The organism is Bacteroides sp. DH3716P (assembly GCF_025914115.1).
In the GTDB taxonomy this organism is placed as follows: Bacteria; Bacteroidota; Bacteroidia; order Bacteroidales; family Bacteroidaceae; genus Bacteroides; species Bacteroides ovatus.
The window spans coordinates 1,089,015-1,115,471 of sequence record NZ_CP083673.1 but is presented as its reverse complement, the minus strand read 5'-3'; the positions used below and the strand labels follow the sequence as shown (position 1 = coordinate 1,115,471).

The 26,457-nt window shown below is 41.2% G+C and carries 19 protein-coding genes and 1 pseudogene; 14 read left to right on the top strand and 6 right to left on the bottom strand.

Annotation, left to right across the window (positions count from 1 at the left end; genetic code table 11):
* Positions 1-26 precede the first annotated feature (26 nt).
* The 5 genes from ilvB to KQP79_RS03880 all read left to right on the top strand — a co-directional run bounded on the left by ilvB (position 27) and on the right by KQP79_RS03880 (position 6,351).
* On the top strand, positions 27-1,721 hold the full coding sequence (ilvB, locus tag KQP79_RS03900; RefSeq protein ID WP_055236386.1) for a biosynthetic-type acetolactate synthase large subunit: 1,695 nt from the start codon (positions 27-29) through the stop codon (positions 1,719-1,721).
* A gap of 57 nt (positions 1,722-1,778) precedes the next feature.
* On the top strand, positions 1,779-2,336 hold the full coding sequence (gene ilvN / locus KQP79_RS03895; protein WP_004299476.1) for an acetolactate synthase small subunit: 558 nt from the start codon (positions 1,779-1,781) through the stop codon (positions 2,334-2,336).
* A 5-nt stretch (positions 2,337-2,341) separates the two neighbouring features.
* Positions 2,342-3,085 (top strand): acyl-[acyl-carrier-protein] thioesterase, encoded by a 744-nt coding sequence (locus KQP79_RS03890; protein ID WP_008015591.1) that lies wholly within the window; start codon positions 2,342-2,344, stop codon positions 3,083-3,085.
* A gap of 67 nt (positions 3,086-3,152) precedes the next feature.
* Positions 3,153-4,196, top strand: a complete 1,044-nt coding sequence (ilvC, locus tag KQP79_RS03885) for a ketol-acid reductoisomerase (RefSeq protein WP_008641144.1) — start codon at positions 3,153-3,155, stop codon at positions 4,194-4,196.
* Positions 4,197-4,386: 190 nt separating this feature from the next.
* The gene (locus KQP79_RS03880; RefSeq protein ID WP_032850944.1) at positions 4,387-6,351 is read left to right on the top strand and encodes an LruC domain-containing protein; all 1,965 of its coding nucleotides are present in this window, start codon (positions 4,387-4,389) and stop codon (positions 6,349-6,351) included.
* 143 nt (positions 6,352-6,494) lie between these two features.
* Here the strand turns inward: KQP79_RS03880 and KQP79_RS03875 are convergent, their stop codons facing one another.
* A complete protein-coding gene (locus KQP79_RS03875; RefSeq protein WP_061448629.1) occupies positions 6,495-8,432 on the bottom strand; it encodes an AAA domain-containing protein in 1,938 nt (645 codons plus the stop codon).
* A gap of 66 nt (positions 8,433-8,498) precedes the next feature.
* Between KQP79_RS03875 and KQP79_RS03870 the strand changes: the two genes are divergently transcribed.
* The 6 genes from KQP79_RS03870 (at position 8,499) to KQP79_RS03845 (ending at position 16,384) form a co-directional block, all read left to right on the top strand.
* Positions 8,499-10,742, top strand: coding sequence for an aconitate hydratase (locus tag KQP79_RS03870; RefSeq protein WP_061448599.1), 2,244 nt, complete (start codon positions 8,499-8,501; stop codon positions 10,740-10,742).
* 3 nt (positions 10,743-10,745) lie between these two features.
* Positions 10,746-11,942, top strand: a complete 1,197-nt coding sequence (gene icd, locus KQP79_RS03865) for an NADP-dependent isocitrate dehydrogenase (protein WP_061448600.1) — start codon at positions 10,746-10,748, stop codon at positions 11,940-11,942.
* A gap of 20 nt (positions 11,943-11,962) precedes the next feature.
* Positions 11,963-13,306, top strand: coding sequence for a citrate/2-methylcitrate synthase (locus KQP79_RS03860; protein WP_004299485.1), 1,344 nt, complete (start codon positions 11,963-11,965; stop codon positions 13,304-13,306).
* Positions 13,307-13,499: 193 nt separating this feature from the next.
* On the top strand, positions 13,500-14,261 hold the full coding sequence (locus KQP79_RS03855; protein ID WP_061448601.1) for a DUF1295 domain-containing protein: 762 nt from the start codon (positions 13,500-13,502) through the stop codon (positions 14,259-14,261).
* Positions 14,262-14,312: 51 nt separating this feature from the next.
* Entirely contained in the window at positions 14,313-15,536 is a 1,224-nt protein-coding gene (locus KQP79_RS03850) for an NADH:flavin oxidoreductase (RefSeq protein WP_004315786.1), read from the top strand.
* The gene (locus KQP79_RS03845; RefSeq protein ID WP_061448602.1) at positions 15,533-16,384 is read left to right on the top strand and encodes an SDR family oxidoreductase; all 852 of its coding nucleotides are present in this window, start codon (positions 15,533-15,535) and stop codon (positions 16,382-16,384) included. The genes KQP79_RS03850 and KQP79_RS03845 overlap by 4 nt, the downstream gene beginning before the upstream one ends.
* A 410-nt stretch (positions 16,385-16,794) precedes the next feature.
* Here the strand turns inward: KQP79_RS03845 and KQP79_RS03840 are convergent, their stop codons facing one another.
* The 3 genes from KQP79_RS03840 to KQP79_RS03830 form a co-directional block, all read right to left on the bottom strand.
* A complete protein-coding gene (locus KQP79_RS03840; RefSeq protein WP_121960406.1) occupies positions 16,795-17,172 on the bottom strand; it encodes a hypothetical protein in 378 nt (125 codons plus the stop codon).
* A 316-nt stretch (positions 17,173-17,488) separates the two neighbouring features.
* A complete protein-coding gene (locus tag KQP79_RS03835) occupies positions 17,489-17,680 on the bottom strand; it encodes a hypothetical protein (RefSeq protein WP_118023722.1) in 192 nt (63 codons plus the stop codon).
* A 2-nt stretch (positions 17,681-17,682) separates the two neighbouring features.
* The gene (locus tag KQP79_RS03830) at positions 17,683-18,585 is read right to left on the bottom strand and encodes an IS1595 family transposase (protein ID WP_134985920.1); all 903 of its coding nucleotides are present in this window, start codon (positions 18,583-18,585) and stop codon (positions 17,683-17,685) included.
* A gap of 178 nt (positions 18,586-18,763) precedes the next feature.
* Here KQP79_RS03830 and KQP79_RS03825 point away from each other — a divergent pair, with 178 nt between their 5' ends.
* The 3 genes and pseudogenes from KQP79_RS03825 to KQP79_RS03815 all read left to right on the top strand — a co-directional run bounded on the left by KQP79_RS03825 (position 18,764) and on the right by KQP79_RS03815 (position 23,270).
* Positions 18,764-19,186: a hypothetical protein gene (locus KQP79_RS03825; RefSeq protein WP_138344048.1), complete on the top strand. Its 423-nt coding sequence runs from the start codon at positions 18,764-18,766 to the stop codon at positions 19,184-19,186.
* A gap of 235 nt (positions 19,187-19,421) precedes the next feature.
* A pseudogene (locus KQP79_RS03820) lies at positions 19,422-21,608 on the top strand (outer membrane beta-barrel protein); the annotation flags it as partial.
* 90 nt (positions 21,609-21,698) lie between these two features.
* Positions 21,699-23,270, top strand: a complete 1,572-nt coding sequence (locus tag KQP79_RS03815) for a ClC family H(+)/Cl(-) exchange transporter (protein ID WP_022199059.1) — start codon at positions 21,699-21,701, stop codon at positions 23,268-23,270.
* An 85-nt stretch (positions 23,271-23,355) separates the two neighbouring features.
* Here KQP79_RS03815 and KQP79_RS03810 read toward each other — a convergent pair whose 3' ends face one another.
* Entirely contained in the window at positions 23,356-25,308 is a 1,953-nt protein-coding gene (locus KQP79_RS03810) for an LruC domain-containing protein (protein ID WP_004312484.1), read from the bottom strand.
* A 187-nt stretch (positions 25,309-25,495) separates the two neighbouring features.
* Positions 25,496-26,329: a deoxyribonuclease IV gene (nfo, locus tag KQP79_RS03805; protein WP_004312483.1), complete on the bottom strand. Its 834-nt coding sequence runs from the start codon at positions 26,327-26,329 to the stop codon at positions 25,496-25,498.
* Between the last annotated feature and the right edge of the window lie 128 nt (positions 26,330-26,457).

Sequence of the window (26,457 nt, the reverse complement as noted above, 5' to 3'; positions counted from 1 at the left end):
TTATCATTTATCAACTATCAACTAATATGAAAGATTTAATAACAGGTGCAGAGGCTTTGATGCGCTCCTTGGAACATCAGGGAGTGACTACCATCTTTGGTTACCCCGGTGGTTCTATTATGCCGGTATTCGATGCCTTGTACGATCATCAAAATATATTGAACCATATCTTGGTTCGTCACGAGCAGGGAGCCGCCCATGCCGCACAAGGTTATGCCCGTGTATCGGGTGATGTAGGTGTTTGCCTGGTGACGAGCGGTCCCGGAGCAACCAATACGGTAACAGGCATTGCGGATGCGATGATCGATAGTACGCCTATCGTGGTGATTGCCGGACAGGTAGGAACAGGCTTTCTTGGGACCGATGCTTTTCAGGAAGTTGACTTGGTAGGTATTACCCAGCCAATCACTAAATGGAGTTATCAGATTCGCCGTGCGGAAGATGTAGCCTGGGCGGTAGCACGTGCGTTTTACATTGCTCGTAGTGGTCGTCCGGGGCCGGTGGTACTGGACTTTGCCAAAAATGCGCAAGTAGAGAAAACGAAATACGAACCGACGAAAGTCGATTTTATCCGTAGCTATGTTCCTGTTCCCGATACGGACGAGGAGTCTGTACAGGCTGCTGCCGAACTGATTAATAACGCTGAACGTCCGCTTGTATTGGTTGGACAAGGTGTTGAACTGGGAAATGCACAGAGCGAATTGCGCGAGTTTATCGAAAAAGCGGATATGCCTGCGGGTTGTACGCTGCTCGGGCTTTCGGCTTTGCCAACAGAACATCCGTTGAATAAAGGTATGTTGGGTATGCACGGCAATCTGGGACCGAATATCAATACCAATAAATGTGATGTGCTGATTGCTGTTGGTATGCGTTTTGATGACCGTGTGACCGGTAATTTGGCTACTTACGCCAAACAGGCAAAAGTGATTCATTTTGATATCGATCCTGCGGAAGTTAATAAGAATGTAAAGGTAGATGTAGCTGTATTGGGAGATTGCAAGGAAACACTGGCTTCTGTGACGAAACTTCTGAAAAAGAACACTCATACCGAATGGATTGATAGCTTCAAAGAATATGAGAAAGTAGAGGAGGAAAAAGTAATCCGTCCCGAACTTCATCCTGCCACAAACTCTTTGAGTATGGGGGAAGTGGTACGTGCGGTAAGTGATGCTACTCACCATGAAGCTGTTTTGGTAACAGATGTAGGTCAAAATCAGATGATATCTGCACGCTACTTTAAATATACGAAAGAACGCAGTATCATTACTTCCGGAGGACTTGGAACAATGGGCTTCGGGCTTCCCGCAGCTATCGGGGCAACTTTCGGAGCACCGGAACGCACCGTATGCGTATTTATGGGAGATGGCGGACTGCAAATGAATATTCAGGAACTGGGTACGATTATGGAGCAGAAGGCTCCGGTGAAGATTATCTGCCTGAACAATAATTACCTAGGAAACGTACGTCAGTGGCAAGCTATGTTTTTCAACCGTCGCTATTCGTTTACCCCGATGTTGAATCCGGATTATATGAAAGTGGCCTCGGCTTATGATATTCCTTCCAAACGTGCTTTCACTCGTGAAGAACTGAAGGAAGCTATTGCTGAAATGCTGGCAACGGACGGTCCGTTCCTGCTCGAAGCTTGCGTGGTGGAAGAAGGCAATGTTTTGCCGATGACTCCTCCAGGTGGTTCGGTAAACCAGATGTTGCTGGAGTGCTAGGAGAAGTTGAGAGTTGAGAATGGAGAGTTGAGGGTTCGCATTTAAAAAATTAGAGTTATGAGTGATAAAACGTTATATACAATCATTGTTCATTCGGAGAATATAGCCGGGTTGCTGAATCAGGTAACTGCTGTATTTACCCGTCGGCAAATAAATATTGAGAGTCTGAATGTATCTGCTTCTTCTATTAAAGGTGTACATAAGTATACAATAACAGCCTGGACTGATAAGGACATCATTGAGAAGGTAGTGAAACAGATCGAAAAGAAGATCGACGTGATTCAGGCACATTATTTCACAGAGGATGAAATTTATTTCCACGAGATTGCATTATATAAGGTGTCTACTCCTGCTTTTCAGGAGAATCCGGAAGCATCCAAGCTGATCCGTAGATACAATGCACGTATAGTGGAAGTCAATCCGGTATTTTCCATTGTCGAGAAAAATGGAATGAGCGAAGATATAACTTCGCTCTATGGTGAACTGAAGGCTTTGAATTGTGTTTTGCAGTTTGTTCGTTCGGGACGTGTAGCGATTACTACCAGCTGTTTTGAACGGGTGAATGAGTTTCTCGATGGACGGGAAGCTATGTATAACCAAAGTAAAAACCAATAAGAATAATGAATGAAGAAAATAGAATAGGGACTTATCAGTTTGTGGCAGAACCGTTCCATGTTGACTTCAACGGACGTTTGACTATGGGGGTACTGGGAAATCATCTGCTGAATTGTGCAGGTTTTCACGCCAATGACCGTGGTTTTGGTATTGCAACGCTGAATGAGGACAATTATACATGGGTGCTTTCACGTCTGGCTATTGAGTTGGATGAAATGCCTTATCAGTATGAGAATTTCTCGGTTCAGACGTGGGTGGAAAATGTCTACCGCTTGTTTACGGACCGTAATTTTGCTATTATTGATAAGGATGGGAAGAAGATTGGCTACGCACGTTCTGTATGGGCAATGATTAATCTTAATACCCGCAAGCCTGCCGACTTGTTGACTTTGCATGGGGGAAGTATCGTAGACTATGTCTGTGATGAGCCTTGTCCGATTGAAAAGCCTTCACGCATCAAAGTGACAAGCGATCAGCCAATAGCTACCCTGACGGCAAAATACAGTGATATAGATATCAACGGTCATGTAAACAGCATCCGTTACATCGAGCATATCCTTGATTTGTTCCCGATTGAATTGTATAAGACCAAGCGTATCCGTCGTTTTGAAATGGCGTATGTGGCGGAAAGCTATTTTGGTGATGAACTCTCTTTCTTCTGCGATGAAGTGAACGCAAACGAGTTTCACGTAGAAGTGAAGAAGAATGGTAACGAAGTTGTTTGCCGCTCGAAAGTGATATTTGAATAAATGTGAGAATATAAAATCAATTAATAACAGATGGCGTAAGTCATCAAAAACTAAAAACAAAAAGAAAATGGCACAGTTGAATTTTGGAGGTACTACTGAAACTGTAGTAATCCGTGACGAATTTCCATTGGAAAAAGCTCGTGAAGTATTGGAAAATGAAACAATCGCTGTAATCGGTTATGGCGTACAGGGTCCTGGACAGGCACTGAACTTGCGTGATAACGGTTTCAATGTAATCGTTGGTCAACGTGAAGGAAAAACATACGATAAGGCAGTAGCAGACGGATGGGTTCCGGGTGAAACTTTGTTCGGTATCGAAGAAGCTTGTGAGAAAGGTACTATTGTAATGTGTCTGTTGTCTGACGCAGCAGTAATGTCAGTATGGCCTACTATCAAGCCTTACCTGACTGCCGGAAAAGCTCTTTATTTCTCACACGGTTTTGCTATCACTTGGAACGACCGTACAGGTGTAGTGCCTCCTGCTGATATCGACGTTATCATGGTTGCTCCTAAAGGTTCGGGTACGTCTTTGCGTACTATGTTCCTCGAAGGACGTGGCTTGAACTCTTCTTATGCTATCTATCAGGATGCTACAGGCAAGGCTTACGAAAGAACTATCGCACTGGGTATCGGTATCGGTTCCGGTTATCTGTTCGAAACAACTTTCCAGCGTGAAGCTACTTCTGACTTGACAGGTGAACGTGGTTCATTGATGGGTGCTATCCAAGGTTTGTTGCTGGCACAGTACGAAGTATTGCGTGAAAACGGTCATAGTCCTTCTGAAGCATTCAATGAAACAGTGGAAGAACTGACACAGTCGTTGATGCCGTTGTTCGCAAAGAACGGTATGGACTGGATGTACGCTAACTGCTCTACTACTGCTCAACGTGGTGCTCTCGATTGGATGGGCCCATTCCACGATGCTATCAAACCGGTAGTTGAAAAGTTGTATAACAGTGTGAAGACTGGTAACGAAGCGCAGATTTCTATCGACAGTAATTCACAACCTGATTATCGTGAAAAATTGAACGAAGAACTCCGTCAATTACGCGAAAGCGAAATGTGGCAGACTGCTGTAACTGTTCGTAAACTTCGTCCGGAGAATAATTAATTAGACTAGATTATACAAGTTTTAAAAGAAGGAGAGGGCTTTTTGCTTTCTCCTTTTTTTATTAATAAGATATTTAAAATGGGTAGGTGAAACTTGCAGAAACTTTTTTTTGAAAAATATATCAATAATGTGATTAAAATATGCAAGTTTATGTTTATATTTGCACCATCAAATAAAATGAACGAGAAGTATGATGTGTTTTAACTTACCCCAAAGAATGATTAACATTGCTAAATTAGCATGTGTTATCGGTGTTGTTTCTGTTGTTTTCTCAAGCTGTTTACAGAAAGATGTATATGATCCTGCTAATTCAGGAGATAAAGAAGAAGTTACTTTAGATAACTATTTCGACTTTGCCACTACTAAGAATATTCAATTGAATATTGATTATGGAAAGGAATGTCCTAGGGCTTATTTTGAAGTTTATGCTGAAAATCCGCTTTCTTATGTGGCAGAAGGCGGTCAGATTATAAAGAAAGCAGGGGTTTCACACATTGCAACCGGATTTACAGATATACAAGGACGTTATATCAAACCGGCTTCTTTCCCGACAGCAGTTTCAGAAGTTTATATTTATTCTCCGGATTTTGGTGTGCCGACTTTGTATAAAACTAAAGTTGTCGGTTCGGATGTCAGCGCAAAAATAACCTTTGAGAATGCTCTTGATGTAACTGCTTTGGATTCATCAACGAGAAGTGCACAAACAAGATCTTCTTTGAAATTTATTACAAATGTAATTCCGAATGTATTAGGAACTTGGAATGTAAATACTGGTAGGCCTAACTATCTGGATGCTTCCAAAAAAATAAATGTGGATGCAACGCTTAAGAGTTATATAACGACATATTTTCCGGAAGGAAAGAATAATGTAGGAACTAATTTAGTCTCTGATGATGCTGATATTCTGATAAAAGAAGATGCGAATGTCGTTGTCAACTATTTCGGAGGAGATACAGGTGCGCAAAGTGTGTTTGCTTACTATTGTTATTCGGAAAATGCCAGTATTGATAAAATAAGACAAGCTGCAAAGCATGCATGTGTAATCTTCCCTAATGTACATAAAAGTAGTCTGGGTAATTATAGTGGGGTTGCGGTGAATTTGAAATATATTGATGAGACAGGCAGCTTTCCGGAAGAAGAACCGGAACGTATCCCAGCAGGTACAAAGATTGGTTTCCTAATTTGGAATGACGGTTGGAGAGGTGTTAAGGCTAATGGGAATATGTTCTACTCAACCAAATCTTTGAATAGTGACAAAATTTCTCACACTGCAATTTTTGCAGCAAAAAATAAAGCAGGTGATAGAGTGAATGTTATCACTATGGAAGACTGGAAAAACGGTGAAAATGACTATAATGATGTTGCTTTCGTTATCTCTTCTAATCCTATTGCTGCTATTGAAGTTCCGGATGTTCCTAATCCGGGTGATCGACAAGGAACAGAAAAGTATTCTGGAGTGCTTGGCTTTGAAGATAACTGGCCTGAACAAGGAGATTATGACTTGAATGATGTAGTCATGAAATATCAGTCAAGTGTTGATTATAATATAGATAATAAAGTTCTTAATATTATTGATAAGTTCACATTGGCTTGGACGGGAGCTAATTATAAAAACTCGTTTGCGTATGAGGTTCCTTTCGATTTGAGTAAAGCGTCCCAAGTAATAATCAATGGCGATGAAATTACTTCCTATTCAGGTAATGTGATAACATTATTCAAGGATGCTAAAGCTGAATTGGGAGTATCCAATGTGAATGCGGAGGATATGATTAATCAGAATATTCAAGAGAAGACATATACGGTATCCATACAATTTAATAACCCTACTCTTGATAAATCAGTGGTGGTAGCTCCTTATAACCCTTTTATAAAAGTATTCAACTCTGCCACAGAAGTCCATCTGACAGATCATAAGCCGACGACTGGTGCGAATAATCGTTTCCCTTCCGGAGCTGATATTTCTCGTGGTGATGTAGATGGTACCTATTTCATTTGCAAAGATGGTTTTCCGTTTGCAATTCATGTAGATGCTCGTTTGGACGCTTCTATTTTGAATTTAGATCTTAAAAAGGAGAATCAGCGCATTGATAAAACATATCCTAAATTTGCAGAATGGGCAAAAACGCGCGATCCGCAAATAAAATGGTGGAAATAGTTGGAGTGCATTGGAATAATCGACTATCTTTGAGGGTGAAAAATTAAGAATAGTACTGATGTAAAATATTGTTTGTTTTGTTTGTGTTAAAAAAAGTGTGGTTTCGGGAGAAAGTGTGCTTTGTTAAAAGGAGGATTAAGTATTTAATCCTCCTTTTTAATGAATAACATCAACCTTTTATAGAAAGGATGCTTGGCAAGGGTGGAGGTATCTCCTAATATAACAAGTTTCATTCGTGCCCGCGTAATCGCTACATTCATTCTTCGCAAGTCATTTAGAAACCCGATTTGTCCGTCCTCGTTGGCACGTACGAGACTGATGAAAATAACGTCTCGCTCCTGTCCCTGAAAGCCGTCTACCGTATTCACGGTGATGAGGCTGCGGAAAGGGCGTAAAAAGCTGCTTCCTTTTATTTTTCCTCTCAAATATTGCACTTGTGCCTTGTATGGCGAAATCAGACCGAAATCAATTCTTTCATCCAGTATTCGCTCTTTGCCGATACGTTCGATGTAAGTTTCCAGTTCTTGCAGTAGTAGGTTGGCTTCCTGCTTATTGATGCGTCCGAAGCTTTCTCCTACAAAATCTTCGTGAAAGTCCATCTCTGAAGTATCGATCCAGTTCATGGGAGTGTCGAAATCAAGAATCCCCCGATAGCGTACTTCCGGAGCAGCTTCCAGTTCTCCGTGATAAAACCAGTCGGAGGGAAACTGCATGATGGTTTCATGCATTCTGTACTGTACTTTTAATAGAGAGACCGCGGAAGGTTTTTGTTGAACGACTTTTTCCATTAATGTATGATCCAATCCTCCACGGGAAGCTTCTATACATTTGATAGTCGGCGGAAGCTGACAATGATCTCCTGCAAGGATGACCCGGTCTGCTTTGCGGATAGCGATCCAGCAGGCAGCTTCGAGGGCTTGTGCAGCTTCGTCGATGAATAAAGTCGAAAAACGACGTCCGTTGAGCAGGCGGTGGTTGCTGCTGACTAGGGTAGAAGCAATCACACGGGCACTGTCGAAAAGATCGGCATTGATTTGTATTTCCAACTCCGTGGCACGGTCGCGGAGACGACTCATGCGATTACGCATTCCTTCCCGTTCAGAATAACTACCCCGGCGCATCCGGCTACCCATTTCGCGGATAGATTTACGGATTCCCCAAAGCTCCGGATAGGCAGGATGACTTTCAAACCGGCGTTCGTAGGTGGATGAAAGCATTTTGTCGTTGACTCGGGTCGGATTTCCAATGCGGAGCACGGGTACTCCCCGGTCTACCAGTTTCTCACAAATCCAGTCGACAGCCGTGTTGCTTTGTGCACAGACAAGCACTTGTGGTTCCCGGTGTAACGTTTCGTAAATCGCTTCGACAAGAGTCGTTGTTTTCCCGGTTCCCGGAGGACCGTGAACAATAGATACGTCACGTGTACATAGCACCTTGTTGACTGCTGTTTCCTGTGTACTGTTCAGCCATGGGAAGCGGACAGGATATAATTCGCGGAATCCCGGCTTTTGGGTACCCAACAAAATGTCGCGCAGTTCCGCCAGGCGGTTGTCCTTGGCACGTATCGTGTCTTCCAGTGCCTCGAACATGGCCCGGTACGATGTTTCGTCAAAATAAAGTTGTACTCCCAGTATACCGTCAGTTTGCAGTTCCGCTAAAGCTCCCGCTCCGGGGAGTACAACGACCATTCGTTCTTCGTCGGCAAAGCTGATGGTAGCGATGAAATCCATATACTTCACTTTTCCTTCGAATGACTGGTGGAAAAAGCAAACAGGACGGCCGAACTCAAAGGAATGCTCTATTTCTTTATTTTCGGTCCGTGTAATATCTATTACAAGCTGATTCAGCGAATTGTAGTAACTTCGGCCAAGAGAGACAGGATACCAGCAGAGACCGCGCTTCACTTTACGGGCAACGCCCATTGTTTCGGTCTGCCGCTTAAATTCTTCTTTCTCATATTCATACTCCATCCGCAGGAGGAGTTGCTGTTGCTGAAGGTCTATAATGGGACTTTTCGGATTATTACTCATAATAGGCGCAAAGGTAACAAATCTTCGTTCCGGGTAGAAAAAATATTTCATTTTGTTAAACATTACTCGAACGCCGTTCGTTATTTTAATAGATAGACTAAAAAAACAAAAAGCAATATGGTATATGATGTGACTATGTTAGAAGCTTTCTACGCTGCTTATAAAGGAAAGGTAGAACACGTACGGGCTATGCTGAAACGCCCTTTGACGTTGGCCGAGAAGATTTTGTATGCTCATCTGTATGATGTAGCCGATTTGAAAGATTACAAACGGGGGGAGGATTATGTGAATTTCCGTCCCGATCGTGTGGCTATGCAGGATGCAACTGCGCAGATGGCTTTGCTTCAATTTATGAATGCAGGTAAGGATCAGGTGGCTGTGCCTTCGACAGTACATTGCGATCACTTGATACAGGCGTATAAAGGTGCAAAGGCGGATATTGCTACGGCAAGACTAACCAATGAAGAAGTATACGACTTCCTCCGTGATGTATCTTCCCGTTATGGCATCGGCTTCTGGAAACCGGGAGCAGGAATTATCCATCAGGTAGTGCTCGAAAACTATGCTTTCCCTGGCGGTATGATGGTGGGAACAGACTCTCATACGCCTAATGCAGGCGGACTGGGCATGGTGGCTATCGGTGTTGGTGGCGCGGATGCCGTGGATGTGATGACAGGAATGGAATGGGAGCTAAAAATGCCGAAGATTATCGGTGTCCGTCTGACCGGAAAACTAAGCGGTTGGACCTCTCCGAAAGATGTAATCCTGAAATTGGCCGGCATCCTTACCGTAAAAGGAGGAACGAATGCTATTATCGAATATTTTGGTCCCGGAACCGAATCCCTTTCTGCTACCGGGAAAGCTACCATTTGCAATATGGGTGCCGAAGTTGGAGCTACTACCTCTTTGTTCCCGTTTGACGGACGCATGGCTACTTATTTGAGAGCTACCGGAAGAGATTGTGTAGTCGATTGGGCTGAATCTGTTGGTGCAGACCTTCGTGCAGACGACATTGTGACCGACGAACCATCCAACTATTACGACCGTGTGATTGAAATAGATTTGTCAGAACTCGAACCTTATATAAACGGGCCGTTTACACCGGATGCCGCTACTCCCATCTCTGAATTTGCAGAAAAAGTGTTATTGAACGGCTACCCCCGTAAAATGGAGGTAGGCTTGATAGGTTCATGTACCAATTCTTCTTATCAGGATTTGAGCCGTGCAGCTTCTTTGGCAAAGCAGGTGACAGAAAAGAATTTGAGCGTCGCTTCTCCACTGATCGTCAATCCGGGTTCGGAGCAAATTCGGGCTACTGCCGAAAGAGACGGTATGATTGAGGCTTTTGAACGGCTGGGAGCCACGATTATGGCAAATGCTTGTGGACCTTGTATCGGTCAGTGGAAACGTGAGACGGATGATCCGACACGAAAAAACTCAATCGTCACCTCTTTCAATCGTAATTTTGCCAAACGCGCTGACGGTAATCCCAACACATACGCGTTTGTAGCTTCTCCGGAATTAACGATGGCGTTAACAATAGCCGGTGATCTCTGTTTCAACCCGTTGAAAGACAGACTGGTGAATCATAACGGAGAAAAAGTGAAACTCTCCGAACCTGTAGGAGATGAACTTCCTTTGAAAGGTTTTGAACAGGGAAATGAGGGATATATTGCCCCCCATGGAGCAAAAACGGAAATCAGGGTAAAACCGGATTCCCAACGTCTCCAGCTTCTGACTCCTTTCCCGGCATGGGACGGACAGGACTTGCTGAACATGCCTTTATTGATTAAAGCACAGGGAAAATGTACTACCGACCATATCTCTATGGCAGGTCCATGGCTCCGCTTCCGGGGACATTTGGAGAATATTTCCGACAATATGCTGATGGGAGCTGTCAATGCTTTCAATGGTGAAACGAATAGTGTTTGGAATCGTTCGACAAATACTTATGGAACAGTTTCCGGTACGGCAAAGATGTATAAATCCGAAGGTATTCCGTCTATTGTTGTTGCCGAAGAGAATTATGGAGAAGGTTCCAGCCGTGAACATGCAGCCATGGAACCACGCTTCCTCAATGTACGTGTCATTTTGGCTAAGAGTTTTGCCCGTATCCACGAAACAAATCTGAAAAAACAAGGAATGCTTGCTCTTACTTTTGTAGATAAAGTAGACTATGACAAGATTCGGGAACACGATCTTTTGTCCGTATCAGGCTTAGTCCATTTCGCACCGGGGCGCAATCTGACGATTATTCTTCATCACGAAGACGGAACGAAAGAAAGTTTTGAAGTGCAACATACCTATAATGAACAGCAGATAGCTTGGTTCCGTGCCGGTTCTGCCTTAAATACAAGATAAAAAATGAGCAAAATAACCATGCAAACAGATGGTACGCTGTTGGTACCCGATGTGCCTACCGTACCTTATATTACCGGCGATGGAGTAGGAGCCGAAGTGACTCCTGCCATGCAAGCCGTAGTGGACGCAGCTATCCAGAAAGCATACGGCGGCAAACGTCGGATCGAATGGAAAGAAGTGTTGGCGGGAGAACGTGCCTTCAACGCGACTGGTTCCTGGTTGCCGGATGAAACAATGGAAACCTTTCAGGAATACCTGGTAGGAATCAAAGGTCCGTTGACAACTCCTGTCGGAGGTGGAATCCGTTCGTTGAACGTAGCACTGCGTCAGACACTTGATTTATACGTCTGTCTTCGTCCGGTTCGTTGGTATCAGGGAGTACAGTCGCCTGTCAAATCACCGGAGAAAGTGAACATGTGTGTGTTCCGTGAAAATACGGAAGATATTTATGCAGGTATCGAATGGGAAGCCGGAACTCCGGAAGCTGAAAAGTTCTATCAATTCCTGAAAGATGAAATGGGCGTGACAAAAGTTCGTTTCCCGGAAACCTCTTCTTTCGGTGTGAAACCTGTATCACGTGAGGGCACGGAGCGTCTTGTACGTGCTGCCTGCCAGTATGCGCTCGACCATCATTTGCCTTCCGTAACGTTGGTGCATAAAGGGAATATTATGAAGTTTACCGAAGGTGGTTTCAAAAAATGGGGCTACGAACTGGCGCAACGTGAATTTGGCGATGCCTTGGCAGATGGCAGACTGGTGATAAAAGATTGCATTGCGGATGCTTTCTTGCAAAATACACTCCTGATTCCCGAAGAATATTCCATAATAGCCACCTTAAACCTCAACGGAGACTATGTTTCCGACCAACTGGCGGCCATGGTAGGCGGTATCGGCATCGCTCCGGGAGCAAATATCAACTACCAGACAGGTCATGCCATCTTTGAAGCGACTCATGGATCAGCTCCCAATATTGCGGGAAAAGATGTGGTGAACCCTTGTTCTATTATCCTTTCGGCAGTAATGATGCTCGAATATTTTGACTGGAAAGAAGCGGCTGCTCTGATAGAGAAAGCCTTGGAACAAAGCTTCCTGGACGCTCGCGCTACACACGATTTAGCCCGTTTTATGCCGAATGGAACCTCCCTCTCTACTTCCGCTTTCACTCGTGAGATCGTGGAAAGAATTGAAAAACAAAAGTAACGAATAAAAAACGAAGAAAGATGAAAAAAGAGTACTTGATTTACAAGCTTTCCGAGGAAATGAAGGAAGCTACCCGGATTGATACAGAATTGTTCTCCAAGTTTGATGTGAAGCGCGGATTGCGTAATGAAGACGGCACAGGTGTATTGGTAGGTTTAACCAGAATCGGTAATGTAGTAGGATATGAACGTGTTCCGGGGGGTGGGTTGAAACCCATACCGGGAAAACTGTTCTATCGCGGTTATGATGTAGAAGATATTTCTCACGCTATAATCAAAGAGAAACGCTTTGGCTTCGAAGAAGTGGCTTACCTATTGCTTTCCGGACGTCTGCCAGATAAAGAAGAATTGCTTTCTTTCCGTGAGTTGATTAACGACAATATGCCGTTGGAACAGAAAACGAAAATGAACATCATCGAGTTGGAAGGAAACAACATCATGAATATTCTTTCTCGCAGTGTATTGGAAATGTATCGTTTTGACGCAAATGCGGATGATACCTCCCGGGATAACCTGATGCGTCAGAGTATTGAACTGATTTCAAAGTTCCCCACTATCATCGCTTATGCTTATAATATGCTTCGTCATGCTACTTTCGGACGTTCTCTGCATATCCGCCATCCGCAGGAAAAGCTCTCTATTGCCGAGAATTTCCTGTATATGCTGAAAAAAGACTATACCGAACTGGATGCACGCACCCTCGACCTATTGCTGATTCTTCAGGCAGAGCACGGTGGTGGTAATAACTCTACTTTCACCGTTCGCGTTACTTCTTCTACCGGAACAGATACTTATTCGGCCATCGCCGCTGGTATCGGTTCGCTGAAAGGTCCGCTTCACGGAGGTGCCAATATTCAGGTTGCCGACATGTTCCAGCACCTGAAGGAAAATATCAAAGACTGGACAAGTGTAGATGAGATAGATACTTACTACACCCGAATGTTGAACAAAGAAGTGTATAACAAAACCGGACTGATCTATGGTATCGGACATGCCGTTTATACCATCTCCGACCCTCGTGCTCTTCTATTGAAAGAACTGGCTCGCGACCTTGCCCGTGAAAAAGGCAGAGAAAGCGAATTTGCTTTCCTCGAACTGTTGGAAGAACGTGCCATCGCTACTTTCGGACGGGTTAAAAACAACGGAAAGACAGTGTCCAGCAATATCGATTTCTATTCGGGCTTCGTGTATGAAATGATCGGTTTGCCGCAGGAAATCTTCACTCCACTGTTTGCCATGGCACGTATCGTAGGCTGGTGTGCACACCGCAATGAAGAATTAACCTTCGACGGTAAACGGATTATCCGCCCGGCTTATAAAAATGTACTTGATGATTTGGCTTATATCCCAATTAAGAAACGCTGATAAGAACAAATCCTTTTATTAAATAGATAAGTAATCCCGGATGTGTGCCCGATCATTTCAGACGCGCATCCGGGAAATTTTATATTTTCTCCTTTTTTATGTTCGTAAAAGAATGTACTTCAGATTCTTTCTATTTTTTGTATCGTCGTTTATCTCATTTTTGTTATTTTTGCGTGTTACAAAATAGATCGGTATGAGTATAGATACTTTTAATCTGTTTCTGGGGGTGATGAGCCTGATTGCTTTGTTTGTTTTTATCGCCCTTTACTTTGTGAAAGCCGGATATGGTATTTTCCGCACAGCATCGTGGGGAGTAGCTATCTCCAATAAACTAGCCTGGATATTGATGGAAGCTCCGGTTTTTGTGGTGATGTGCGTGATGTGGATCTATTCCGAACGTCGGTTTGAACCGGTGATTTTCACTTTCTTCCTCTTCTTTCAGATTCACTATTTTCAGCGTGCTTTCATCTTCCCTTTGCTATTGAAAGGAAAAAGTAAGATGCCGCTGGCAATCATGTCGATGGGAGTTCTTTTTAATCTGCTGAATGGTTATATGCAAGGAAAATGGATTTTCTATCTTGCTCCCGAAACGATGTATCAAGCCGGTTGGTTCACTTCACCGTGGTTTATTATCGGCGCACTGCTCTTTTTCGCAGGTATGCTGTTGAACTGGCAGTCGGATTATATCATTCGTCATTTGCGCAAACCGGGAGACACCCGGCATTATCTGCCTCAAAAAGGAATGTACCGTTATGTCACTTCCGCCAACTATTTCGGCGAGATAGTAGAATGGGCAGGTTGGGCGATACTCACTTGTTCACTTTCCGGTCTGGTCTTCCTTTGGTGGACGATTGCTAACCTTGTTCCCCGTGCCAACGCCATTTGGTGCCGTTACCGCGAAGAATTCGGAGACGCAGTGGGAGAACGGAAACGAGTGTTCCCTTTCCTTTATTAGGGGCGTTTTTTATCATGACTTACGTATGACTTAAATAAAATATCAACTACTATGGAATCTAAACTTTTTAGCCCGGTCACCTTTGGCCCTTTGACGCTGCGGAATCGAACGATCCGTTCGGCAGCTTTTGAGAGCATGTGTCCGGAGAATACTCCCACGCAGATGTTGCTGGATTACCATCGGTCGGTAGCTGCGGGGGGAGTGGGTATGACAACAGTGGCTTATGCTGCCGTGACACAAAGCGGACTTTCTTTCGACCGTCAGTTGTGGTTGCGTCCGTCCATTATTCCCCGTTTACACGAACTGACAAAAGCCGTGCACGATGAAGGTGCCGCAGTAGGTATACAAATCGGGCATTGTGGAAATATGTCCCATAAAAATATATGTGGTGTCACTCCTATATCCGCATCTTCAGGCTTCAACCTCTATTCTCCTACGTTTGTGCGTGGAATGGAAAAAGAGGAGCTGCCGGAAATGGCGAAAGCGTATGGAAATGCAGTCAATCTGGCGAGGAAAGCCGGATTTGACGCCGTTGAAGTACATGCGGGGCACGGCTATTTGATTAGTCAATTCCTGTCTCCCTACACCAATCATCGGAAAGATGAATATGGCGGTTCGCTCGAAAACCGGATGCGTTTTATGGATATGGTGATGGAAGAAGTGATGAAAGCGGCAGGCAGTGATATGGCAGTTTTCGTAAAAATGAATATGCGCGACGGCTTCAAAGGAGGAATGGAGATAGACGAATCCATACAAGTGGCCAAACGTCTGTTGGAACTTGGTGCTCATGGATTGGTGTTGAGTGGTGGTTTTGTCAGCAAAGCGCCGATGTATGTAATGAGAGGTGCCATGCCGATTCGTTCGATGTCTTACTATATGAATTGTTGGTGGCTGAAATACGGAGTCCGTATGTTTGGCAAATGGATGATACCCTCTGTGCCCTTCAAAGAGGCCTATTTCCTTGAAGATGCATTGAAATTCCGTGCGGCTCTTCCGGATGCGCCGTTGATTTATGTCGGTGGTCTTGTTTCCCGTCAGAAAATAGATGAAGTGCTCGATTCCGGTTTTGATGCCGTGCAGATGGCGAGAGCGTTACTCAACGAACCGGGATTCGTGAACCGGATGAAACAGGAGGAACAAGCACGTTGCAACTGTGGACACAGTAATTATTGCATAGGACGTATGTATACGATAGAAATGGCTTGTCATCAACATTTGAAAGAACAATTACCTTCCTCTTTACAAAAGGAGATTGATAAACTGGAGAAAAAATGAGTGAAATGAAATGGGCAATCATCACCGGTGCGGACGGAGGAATGGGAACAGAAATAACACGTGCCGTAGCCAAAGCCGGTTATCGAATCATAATGGCTTGTTATCATCCGAAGAAAGCGGAGGTTGTTCGTGAACGTTTGAGCAAGGAAACCGGAAACCCGGATTTGGAGGTTATGGCTATTGACTTATCTTCCATGCAATCCGTAGTTGCTTTTGCCAGTCAGATCTTAGAAAGGAATCTTCCCATCTCTTTGTTAATGAATAATGCCGGAACGATGGAGACAGGTTTTCATACTACTTCCGAAGGATTCGAACGAACGGTAAGTGTGAACTACATGGGACCTTATCTGCTTACCCGGAAATTAATTCCGCTGATGGTGCGTGGAGCGCGTATCGTAAATATGGTTTCCTGTACATACGCAATCGGCAAGCTCGACTTCCCGGATTTCTTTCATAGAGGGAAAACGGGAACGTTTTGGAGGATTCCTGTTTACAGTAACACGAAGCTGGCTTTATTATTGTTTACTTTCGAACTTTCCGAGCAACTTCGAGAGAAAGGGATTAGCGTCAATGCTGCCGATCCGGGAATTGTTTCTACTGATATCATCACTATGCACAAGTGGTTCGATCCGTTGACGGATATTTTTTTCCGTCCTTTTATCCGTAAACCCAAGAAAGGGGCTTCTACGGCAATCGGTTTACTGTTGGACGAGAAGGAAGCCGGTGTGACAGGGCAACTGTATGTTAATAACCACCGGAAAAACTTGTCTGATAAATACACGAATCATGTACAGAAAGAGCAGTTGTGGGAGGTAACGGAACGTGCGTTGGCGAGTTGGCTGAAGTAGGGTTTCTTTTCTTTTTTTATTTAAATTATCTAGTATTTACTTATATATAGGTATTGTACATATCTATATACCTCATTTTTGTTGTCTTATTTTTACCAATAGATAGGGATTGTTTGACATCCCTCTTTCTGCTTACCTTTGCATCGCTTTTAGAGCAATGAAAAGGTTATAAAGTAAAAAGGTAAAAAGGAGATGAGCAATAAATATTTTTGGCACTTATATACGACTCAACACCTAGCCTTGTGCCATAACTTTTAGTTATAATAAAAAAGCTCTTTCTAGTTGGTGTTAACTGGAANTGGCACTTATATACGACTCAACACCTAGCCTTGTGCCATAACTTTTAGTTATAATAAAAAAGCTCTTTCTAGTTGGTGTTAACTGGAAAGAGCATGTTTCTTTTTCGACTGCTAAGATAGCAATTTATTTCTGATTTCCCTAATGTTTTTGGATATTTTTGCTATACATAAAAGTACAGCCCAAGTTACAACACTTGATAGTAAAGTAGACAGTGTGATTGCTAATCCAGTATATTGAATATCTCCATATTTATCGTATGCCATAATAAACGTGAGAACGATTGAAGCTATTATTCCTATCGTAAGTACAATATTAGCAATTACAATTAGAGTAGCTTCTTCTTTGTTACATGAGTTTAATACAGAATCCTCTTTTTGTTCTTGCTTTTCTTTAACTAACTTGGAGTAGCTAAACTTTAAACAATCGAGACAATAATCAGAAAAATCATTATCTAACTTTTTGCCGCACTTTTTACATTGCTTTTCCATAACATTTTGCGTTTTATTGGTTAATACTAAATAATAATGTTTCCATTTAGTTAGCATCACCTCACGCATATATATGAAAAAGGCGTAGAGCTAATGCCTAACGCCATCGAGGGCTACCACACCCTACTCACTTATAGGCAAAAGTCTACGCCAGTATATGGCGTATAAACGCAATACACCCATAAGTGAGTCCAAAATAGCCTTATTGCTGTCAATGTGGTAGTTCGATGGCGATTAGGCTATAATACGTAAAAAGCGCACCATCTATTCGATGATACGCTGCAAATATAAGAATAACTTCATAAATAACAAACTGTTAGTCCTTCTTCTTTTCCTCCTTGTCTTTATCTTTCTCATCTTCGACTTGATCCGGTGTTTTCCCTTCCGCAATGTGCGCCATCTTTCGGAGCAGTTCATCGAACTGTTCTTTAGGAACAGAAAAGTTAATCTCTAACCTCACTGTTTTAATGTTACTTAGGTCTATTTCTTGTTTCTTTTTCTTTCCCATAACTAAGCTGCATTACGCAAAAGTAAATTAAATCTTTGAGAATCGGTAAAATTTCGAGTATTAAATCGGAAAATATATTCGTCAATATACCTCTGCATATATTTTTTGCTTACATGATAGTATATCCCAAATATCATTCTCTTGAAATGTGACCACACATTTTCGATACCGTTCGTACTAACAACAATTATCTCGCCTTCATCTGTTGCATAGGTCGTACCATAGAAATGTTTTTCATGGTCTACTGACCTTTGTACATACTTCCCATGCAGTCCACTGTAATCCCAACCATCAGTATAAACAACACTACCTAATTCAACTTTTTCTTTGATAATCGGAACTATAGTTTTAGCTTGTGTATTGGGAACAACTTTGGCAACAACCTTACCACCTCTTTCAAGTATTCCGAATACAGGAACTTTATCCTTATAACTACGTCCTTGACATTTCTCTACTTTCTTATCCTTATGTCTATTTTTATTCTTCCCACCTACAAACGCTTCATCAATTTCAACCTCACCGGATAAAGTATGGCTATTCTCCATCTCCATATATTGTCTAATCTTATGGAGCATCTTCCACGCTGTTTTTTGAGTTATACCTAAATCTCTCGCTAATTGACATGATGAAACACCTCTCTTATGTGACAAGAATAACATCATAGCATAAAACCATGCTTTCATAGGCAGTTTAGTATTGGCAAATGCAGTACCAGTTTTAACATCAAAGTATCTTCCAGTATTCTTGCATTTATACTTACCATTACCACATTTATAAACCTTAGAATTGCTGTCATAAGGCGAAATGACTTCATCTCCCCATCGCATCTTCTCAAAATATCTGATGCAACTTTCTTCATCGGGAAAGTTTTCAGATAGAGTTAAAAGAGTAAAATCGGTTTTCATAACGTCAAATTTTTAGCTATCCAAATATACTAAAAATCAACGATATTAGCAAGTAATTTGCAATATATTTTCAAGGAAGTTTTTCGCAAGGATGCTAAAGAACATTTTTATACAACATATAGAGCAATGTACTGCTTATAAACTATAAACAGTACATTTGTCACAAAAATAAACTGTTATGAATTTTGAAAAGATATTTGAGATGTTAAATGAGCTGCAAAAAAGTGCTCTTATTTGTTTAATTATACAATTACCACTATGCTATACTTTTATGTATATATATAGTGATTTCTTTGCCCAACAAGATTTCATAAACAGAACTATTTTTGCATTATCTTTAGATATGTCTATTCTTTTCATTTCTATATTTGGTTTACTTATAGTATCAATAATATTAGGTCGTTATGATACCAGCTCTGTAATGTATTTATTCACAGGTGGAGTTATTTACTCTTTTTCCATATATATATTAGAAAAAATAGTAGATAATAATGTTGGCATATCGAAGATAGTGATAAATTACATATTTTTTATGTCAGGTATTTTTATTACCTCTATTGTTATTAGGATTATAGAACATAATAAAAAAAAGAAAGTTTAAAAAAACAAGACCTAAAACATGAATTATATCAATAATATCAAATTTCATACTTTCTAATTTTTTAGTTAATAAAAAAGCCCGTATTTCTACGAGCTATAACTATTTGTTATGACCTAACCCACTAGTGTCGGGTCGTATATAAGTGCCNTTTTAGTTAATAAAAAAGCCCGTATTTCTACGAGCTATAACTATTTGTTATGACCTAACCCACTAGTGTCGGGTCGTATATAAGTGCCAAAAGATTTTGGTGGACGGTAAAGAGTTTTTCTCTGATGATCCGAAAGCTGCTCTTAAAAATCTTCCTGTGGAGATGGTGGAGAAGTTAAAAGCGTATGAACGTCAATCGGATTTGGCACGTCTTACGGGAATAGATGACGGAGAGGAAGAGATGATTCTGGACTTGTCTGTGAAAAAAAATATGAAACGGGGCTGGATGGAGAATTTTATGGGAGGATATGGAAGTAAAGACCGTTATGAATTAGCCAATACCTTGAACCGTTTTCGTGAAAACTCTCAATTAACCATTATCGGGAATCTGAATAATACCAATAACCAGGGATTCTCGGAATTACAGAATGAATCTTCCAGTTCAACAGGCAATATCCGTAGCCGGATGGGACTGACTACCTCCCGCTCATTGGGGCTTAATGCGACTTATGATTGGAAGCGCGTTAAATTACGTTCAAATATTCAATATGTCGGCACCGATCGTTTGGAAGATAGCCGTACCACAGTCGACAACTTTCTCCGGGAAGATAAATCAATCAATCTGGGCACGAGTCATAGCCGACAACAGAATCACGAACTGGTAGCCAATGCTTCTCTTGAATGGAAAATGGATTCTGTTACTACATTGATTTTCCGTCCTCAATATCGTTTCTCAGCCAATGACAGAGAGAATAGTGGCTTTCAGGAAGGGTGGGGGAATGATGTCTTGTTGAATGAAAGAGAGTCCTCCGGCACCAATCATAATTCCCGGTATAATCTGACGATGATGTTGCAACTTAGCCGGAAATTGAGTCGTTTGGGGAGAAATGTTGCTTTGAAGGTAGACTATGGTACTAATGCTTCAGCTACAGACCGAAAGAGCCTTTCCACCACCCGGTACTTCAAAAATAATACGAAGAAGATTCAGAATCAGAAAATAGAGGATGATGTTGACGGCTATAATTACCGGGTGCAACTGGTGTATGTAGAACCATTGCCGTGGCGGCATTTCCTGCAACTTCGTTACAGCTATCAGTATAGAGTGAACAATTCGGATCGTTTTGTCTATGACTGGGATAAGGAACTGGAAGAGTTTGCTCCTGACTTTGATGAAGACTCTAGTAACCGTTTTGAAAATCAATACAGTAATCACTTAGTGAACCTTGCCATACGTACTTCACAAAAGAAGTATAATTATAATATTGGTGTTGATTTTGAACCTCAAAAGTCTGTTAGCCATTCATTGTTGAGTGATGCTCCCGAAGATCAGTTGGAAAGATCGGTCATGAATTTTTCGCCTACTGTCAATTTCCGCTATAAGTTTTCAAAACGCACCCGTTTGCAAATTGTGTATAGGGGAAAAGGGAAACAGCCTAATATACGTGATCTCCAACCTGTGACCGACCGTACCAACCCTTTGAATATCCGTGTCGGAAACCCTTCGTTGAAGCCTTCATATATGAATACTTTTACGCTGAATTTCAATTCTTATAATACCAAATATCAGCGAAATATGGTAGCTACCGCTTTATTCGAGAATACCATTAACAATATAACTAATCAGGTGACTTATGATAGTGAAACCGGTGTACGAACTACATCTCCGGTCAATATGAATGGTAATTGGCGGGGCATGGGTTCTTTTTCTCTCAATACCCCTTTTAAGAATCGTAACTGGATATTTCGTACTTACTCCTATCTGCAATACCGGAATCAGAATGGCTATACAACCTTGAATAAAGAAGAACCGGTGAAAACTTCCGTACAGCATTTAACGGGACGTGAACGTCTACGGATTACTTATCGTACCCGCCAAATGGAACTTACAGGGCTTGTTGGCCTGACTTATAACAATTCTTATAATGACGTATGGGAGAAACGTACTGAAACTTTTGATTATCAGGCAGGAACCGAATTGCAGCTTTATCTTCCCTGGGGGATGGAGTTATATAATGACCTGACTTATTTTCTTCGTACCGGATATGGTTATGAGGGTTATGCCAAAGCAAATTTCATGTGGAACTGCCAACTGTCAAAAGCCTTTTTGAAGAGGAAACAGTTACTAATCCGCTTCAAAATATATGATATTCTTCATCAGGACATTTCTATGATACGCACGATAACCGCTACTGCCATTCGTGACACTGATTATAATGCGCTAGGTTCTTACTTTATGGTGCATGCTATACTTCGTTTGAATTTGATGGGAAAATAATTAGAAATTAAATCTTCATTAGTTTGAAAACCACAGCAGGGTTTTGATTGTTGTATGTCCTACGTATAAAAACAATGTAAGGCTGGCTGAATGTTTCGACTGATAAAAATGATAAAAGATAAAGGTCGTTGGCGCATTTTTAAACTGAAGTTGATTGATGCCCGACTGTACTTTGTCAGTATCTTCGTAGGATTACTGACAGGACTTGTGGCTGTGCCTTATCATTACCTATTACAGTTTTTCTTTAATCTCCGTCACGATTTCTTTGATTCTCGTCCCAAATGGTATTGGTACATACCTCTTTTTCTTTTGATGTGGGGAATACTTGTATTCGTATCCTGGTTGGTAAAGAAAATGCCGCTTATTACCGGTGGGGGTATTCCGCAAACACGTGGAGTTATCAATGGTAGGGTTGATTATAAACATCCTTTTCTGGAATTGGTGGCAAAGTTTGTAGGTGGAATACTTGCATTAAGTACCGGATTGTCTTTGGGGCGTGAAGGTCCCTCCGTGCAAATAGGTTCGTATGTTGGATATTTGGTATCCAAATGGGGGAGGGTGCTTAGTGGTGAACGGAAACAACTATTGTCTGCCGGCGCCGGTGCCGGGTTAGCTGCTGCTTTTGCTGCCCCATTGGCTTCATCATTGTTGGTGATCGAATCTATCGAGCGGTTCGATGCACCTAAAACAGCTATTACCACTCTTTTGGCAGGAGTAGTGGCAGGTGGAGTTGCCAGTTGGATTTTCCCGATCAATCCTTATTTTCATATTGATGCTATTGTACCGGAGATGACTTTCTGGGGGCAAGTGAAATTGTTTCTTTTGCTGGCAGCAGTGGTTTCTGTCTTTGGAAAGTTCTTTTCTGTCACCACTCTTCAGGTGAAACGTATTTACCCTGCTATTAAGCATCCGGAATACGTGAAGATGTTGTATTTGCTTTTTATCGCTTTTCTGATTTCTATGGCCGAGTTTAATCTGACCGGAGGAGGGGAACAGTTCTTGTTATCACAAGCTATGCATCCGGACACGCATATTCTCTGGATTGTCGGCATGATGTTGTTGCATTTTGTTTTTAGCACTTTTTCTTTTTCTTCGGGTTTACCGGGAGGAAGTTTTATCCCGACGCTGGTGACGGGAGGACTTCTTGGACAAATAGTGGGATTAATTATGGTTCAACAGGGTGTTATTGCTTATGAGAATATTAGTTATATCATGTTGATTTGTATGTCTGCATTCCTTGTTGCAGTAATCCGTACCCCTTTGACAGCTATTGTACTAATAACCGAGATTACGGGGCATTTGGAAGTCTTTTATCCTTCTATTGTTGTAGGAGGATTAACTTATTATTTTACGGAAATGCTTCAAATCAAACCGTTCAATGTTATTTTGTATGACGATATGATTCATTCGCCTGCATTTAAGGAAGAACCGCGTTACACATTGTCTGTAGAAATAATGAGCGGCTCTTATTTAGACGGGAAAATAGTAGATGAACTTCGTTTACCGGAGCGTTGTGTGATAATTAATGTTCATCGTGACCGGAAGAATTTGCCTCCTAAAGGGCAGATATTAATGCCCGGCGATCAGGTGCAAATAGAGATGGATTCGCAGGATATAGAGAAACTGTATGAACCTTTAGTCAGTATGGCGAATATTTATTAATTGTCTGACTCTTATCCTTTGATATATACAAGAATAGCTGAAAGAATCTCTCTTTCAGCTATTCTTGTATTAGTATATTAAGTATTTATTTTTTCTTATACCAATCGGAGTTTGTACCATATTTAGCCCAATCTATAAATTTAGGATAGATTTCATTGATAGGCTTTTTCTCATTTTTATTGAAATTCTTTAATTCTGCAATATCATCAGCGTTGGCATTTGCCAAATAGAATGCAAAAGGATAAATATTCTCTTGATTAGATACATAATAAATACCTTCATTGGGCTTGGAACGGTCATCGTTTTGTCCAAAGAAAGAAGTGTCGACTTTGGAAGTCGGTTTTTGCATTGGGCAATGAATTTCCAAGCGATTACCTTCTTTGCTGGGACGATAAATGAATGCGTCGATTGATGTTTCCTGTTTTTTATTTGAATTTTTATCTCCGTATTTGAACGTTACCTTATATTCGGCATTCGGGTTTGTTTTGACATTATCAGTCAATATGATTGCATTACTTTCACGGGTAAATTTATCAGTTCCCGAAGCTACAGTGAACCCTTTTTCACCTTCTTTCTTAATTAAGTATTCGGTTGACTGTGCATTTCCTGCATTTGAAAGGGTGAAACCTAATCCGTTAGTGAATACTGTATACTTATTATATAAAGTTTTAAACGTAAATGACTCGCTTAAGATTTCATTGTATATATTGAAAACTTTTTGATAAGTATACTGAACCAATACGTCATTCATGTCATAATCACCAGCTTTAGGCCATTCATCTTCAAATGCGTATACACCGGTTTTTTCGATGGTTGTATTCAAGTCTTCATCTACAGGAGGAACATTGGTTATTTCAGGATTAGCTTTTAATGAGAACACAACATCTGTAAAGTTTTGGTCGTCCATGAAATCTTCAAAAGCAATAGCAATGTTGTTGTTTTTATCTCTAAACATAGCTGTACGTACATCTATACCGCTATTAACTTTTGTGCTGAATCCTTTTGTGGAGCAAGCATAAAATCCATAGGTTAGAGTATGGCTATTGAAACCTGTAAAATAAGTGTTCCATGCGTTGCATGCGAGAACAAAACCGATGCTATATCCTTTGGGAAAGTTCGTCCCCTCCGGGTGTTCAGGATCATCAAAATATTTTAGTTGTACAGCTGTACCTTCTTCTATACCTTGAGGAGAAGCTTTGAGGCTCCCGTTATTCCACGTCATTTGGGTATTGGGGAATATAGCATATACCTTTACGTCTTTCAGGCTAGTAGGAAGCTGATCAGCTCGGTAATAGTAGTAGCCTAATGAGCTGTTCCAACATGTCCAACCTTTCAATGCTGTTAATACTACGGCTGTTTCATCTTTCTCTACATATAAATCTGCTTGAGTACGATAATCTTCAGGACAATCTTTAAAAGTATTCAATACTTTATTTACAGTAGTACGTAATTCATTCATTTCAGATTTACTCAATGTGAGTTTAGGGTCCTTACCTTTATAAGCGTAATAAATGACTCCACTGTACTCATCGTATTTACCTAGATTCGTCTTCCATCCTAGATTATCAAATCTATTCTCATCAAATTTTGTGGATTCTCTGTAGGATGCTCTAGTCGTAGGTTGCTCATCTGTGTCTGATACTTTCAAAACACCATTAACAATTTTCCCAGGTATTGCTCGTCTGGCGAAAGGTGATGTAGAAACGATATATACATCAGATACATAAGCTGGCAAATCAACCGTTGCGGTAAATTTACCTTGTTCGTCTGTCCATGCACCGTCTAATGCCTGAACATTTTCTTTTAAGGCAATAGTGTTTTCACCTTCAATTAATGGATTTCCATCATAAATGGAGAAAGGGACTCTTGATTCAGAATCGGAATAGTCAATTTCTACTTGTACTTTTTGTACGGTAGAGAAACTAGAGGGATTAGTACCAGTTCCTGGATCTTCCTGGTATAAGTCTTTGTCACTGTCTACACAACTGCTTACACCCATTGCAATAATCATTGTACATGCTAACCAAAACTTCTTCATATGCGTTGTTTTTTGTTTATGCGATAATTTAAGTCTGTTTTGTGTTTTAAAATAAACCCGTAAGTTCTTTGGAGGTCAAAGGCTTACGGGCACAAAGATATATATATTATTCAACACAATCATCGAAAAGTTGAATAATTTTTCGAAAATGTATTCTATAACTTGTATTTTTTATTCTTTTGTCTCATTATTCCATACTTCTTAGCCATGTAATTTCTTCTTTCCATTTACTTTCATCCGGAGTTTCGAGTATCAACGGTATATTATCAAATCTGGAATCTTGCATTAATCTTTCAAAAAAAGCTTTGCCAATCAATCCTTTACCAATGCTGTCGTGGCGGTCAACATGGGTGCCTAATGCTTTTTTAGAATCATTCAAGTGCATACCACGGAGGTAGTTGAATCCGACTTCTTTATCAAATTCATCAAATACTTTATCATATTCATTGACAATATCGTAACCAGCGGTATAGGTATGGCAGGTATCGAGACAAACACCTACCCGGTTCTTATCGTTTACCCGATCAATGATATATTTCAATTGCCAGAATTCGCTTCCTAAATTACTGCCTTGCCCGGCTGTGTTTTCAATAACAGCTGTTACTCCTTTTGTTTTTTCTAAAGCGAGATTAATGCTTTCTGCAATAAGCGACAGGCAATCTTCTGTTGATATTTTATTGAGAGAGCTACCGGGGTGGAAATTTAAAAGCTTCAATCCAAGTTGCTCACAACGTTGCATTTCATCCAGAAAAGCGGCACGACTTTTTTGAAGTCCCTCTTCCTCCGGATGCCCCAGATTGATAAGGTAACTGTCATGTGGAAGGATATATTCCGGTTGGAAAACATATTTCTCACAATTCTCTTTGAAGAGACTGATACTTTCTTCTGTTAGAGGTTTACTTACCCATTGACGTTGATTCTTGGTGAATAACGCAAAAGCATTTGCTCCTATTTCGTGCGCATTAATGGGTGCGAACTCTACGCCACCAGAGGCGCTAACATGTGCTCCGATATATTTCATTGTTCTTTCTTAATTTATTTTACTCTGCAAATATAACGTTTTTAAAGGAGTATATGTTTGTAGAGAGAACTCTTCTTGGTTACAATTCATAGGATCATGTACTTTATACTCTGTTCTTTATCTTTTAT

Coding starts and splice junctions, on each gene's coding strand:
- ilvB (WP_055236386.1), top strand. CDS start 27: ATGAAAGATTTAATAACAGGTGCAGAGGCTTTGATGCGCTCCTTGGAA.
- ilvN (WP_004299476.1), top strand. CDS start 1,779: ATGAGTGATAAAACGTTATATACAATCATTGTTCATTCGGAGAATATA.
- KQP79_RS03890 (WP_008015591.1), top strand. CDS start 2,342: ATGAATGAAGAAAATAGAATAGGGACTTATCAGTTTGTGGCAGAACCG.
- ilvC (WP_008641144.1), top strand. CDS start 3,153: ATGGCACAGTTGAATTTTGGAGGTACTACTGAAACTGTAGTAATCCGT.
- KQP79_RS03880 (WP_032850944.1), top strand. CDS start 4,387: ATGATGTGTTTTAACTTACCCCAAAGAATGATTAACATTGCTAAATTA.
- KQP79_RS03875 (WP_061448629.1), bottom strand. CDS start 8,432: ATGAAATATTTTTTCTACCCGGAACGAAGATTTGTTACCTTTGCGCCT.
- KQP79_RS03870 (WP_061448599.1), top strand. CDS start 8,499: ATGGTATATGATGTGACTATGTTAGAAGCTTTCTACGCTGCTTATAAA.
- icd (WP_061448600.1), top strand. CDS start 10,746: ATGAGCAAAATAACCATGCAAACAGATGGTACGCTGTTGGTACCCGAT.
- KQP79_RS03860 (WP_004299485.1), top strand. CDS start 11,963: ATGAAAAAAGAGTACTTGATTTACAAGCTTTCCGAGGAAATGAAGGAA.
- KQP79_RS03855 (WP_061448601.1), top strand. CDS start 13,500: ATGAGTATAGATACTTTTAATCTGTTTCTGGGGGTGATGAGCCTGATT.
- KQP79_RS03850 (WP_004315786.1), top strand. CDS start 14,313: ATGGAATCTAAACTTTTTAGCCCGGTCACCTTTGGCCCTTTGACGCTG.
- KQP79_RS03845 (WP_061448602.1), top strand. CDS start 15,533: ATGAGTGAAATGAAATGGGCAATCATCACCGGTGCGGACGGAGGAATG.
- KQP79_RS03840 (WP_121960406.1), bottom strand. CDS start 17,172: ATGGAAAAGCAATGTAAAAAGTGCGGCAAAAAGTTAGATAATGATTTT.
- KQP79_RS03835 (WP_118023722.1), bottom strand. CDS start 17,680: ATGGGAAAGAAAAAGAAACAAGAAATAGACCTAAGTAACATTAAAACA.
- KQP79_RS03830 (WP_134985920.1), bottom strand. CDS start 18,585: ATGAAAACCGATTTTACTCTTTTAACTCTATCTGAAAACTTTCCCGAT.
- KQP79_RS03825 (WP_138344048.1), top strand. CDS start 18,764: ATGAATTTTGAAAAGATATTTGAGATGTTAAATGAGCTGCAAAAAAGT.
- KQP79_RS03815 (WP_022199059.1), top strand. CDS start 21,699: ATGTTTCGACTGATAAAAATGATAAAAGATAAAGGTCGTTGGCGCATT.
- KQP79_RS03810 (WP_004312484.1), bottom strand. CDS start 25,308: ATGAAGAAGTTTTGGTTAGCATGTACAATGATTATTGCAATGGGTGTA.
- nfo (WP_004312483.1), bottom strand. CDS start 26,329: ATGAAATATATCGGAGCACATGTTAGCGCCTCTGGTGGCGTAGAGTTC.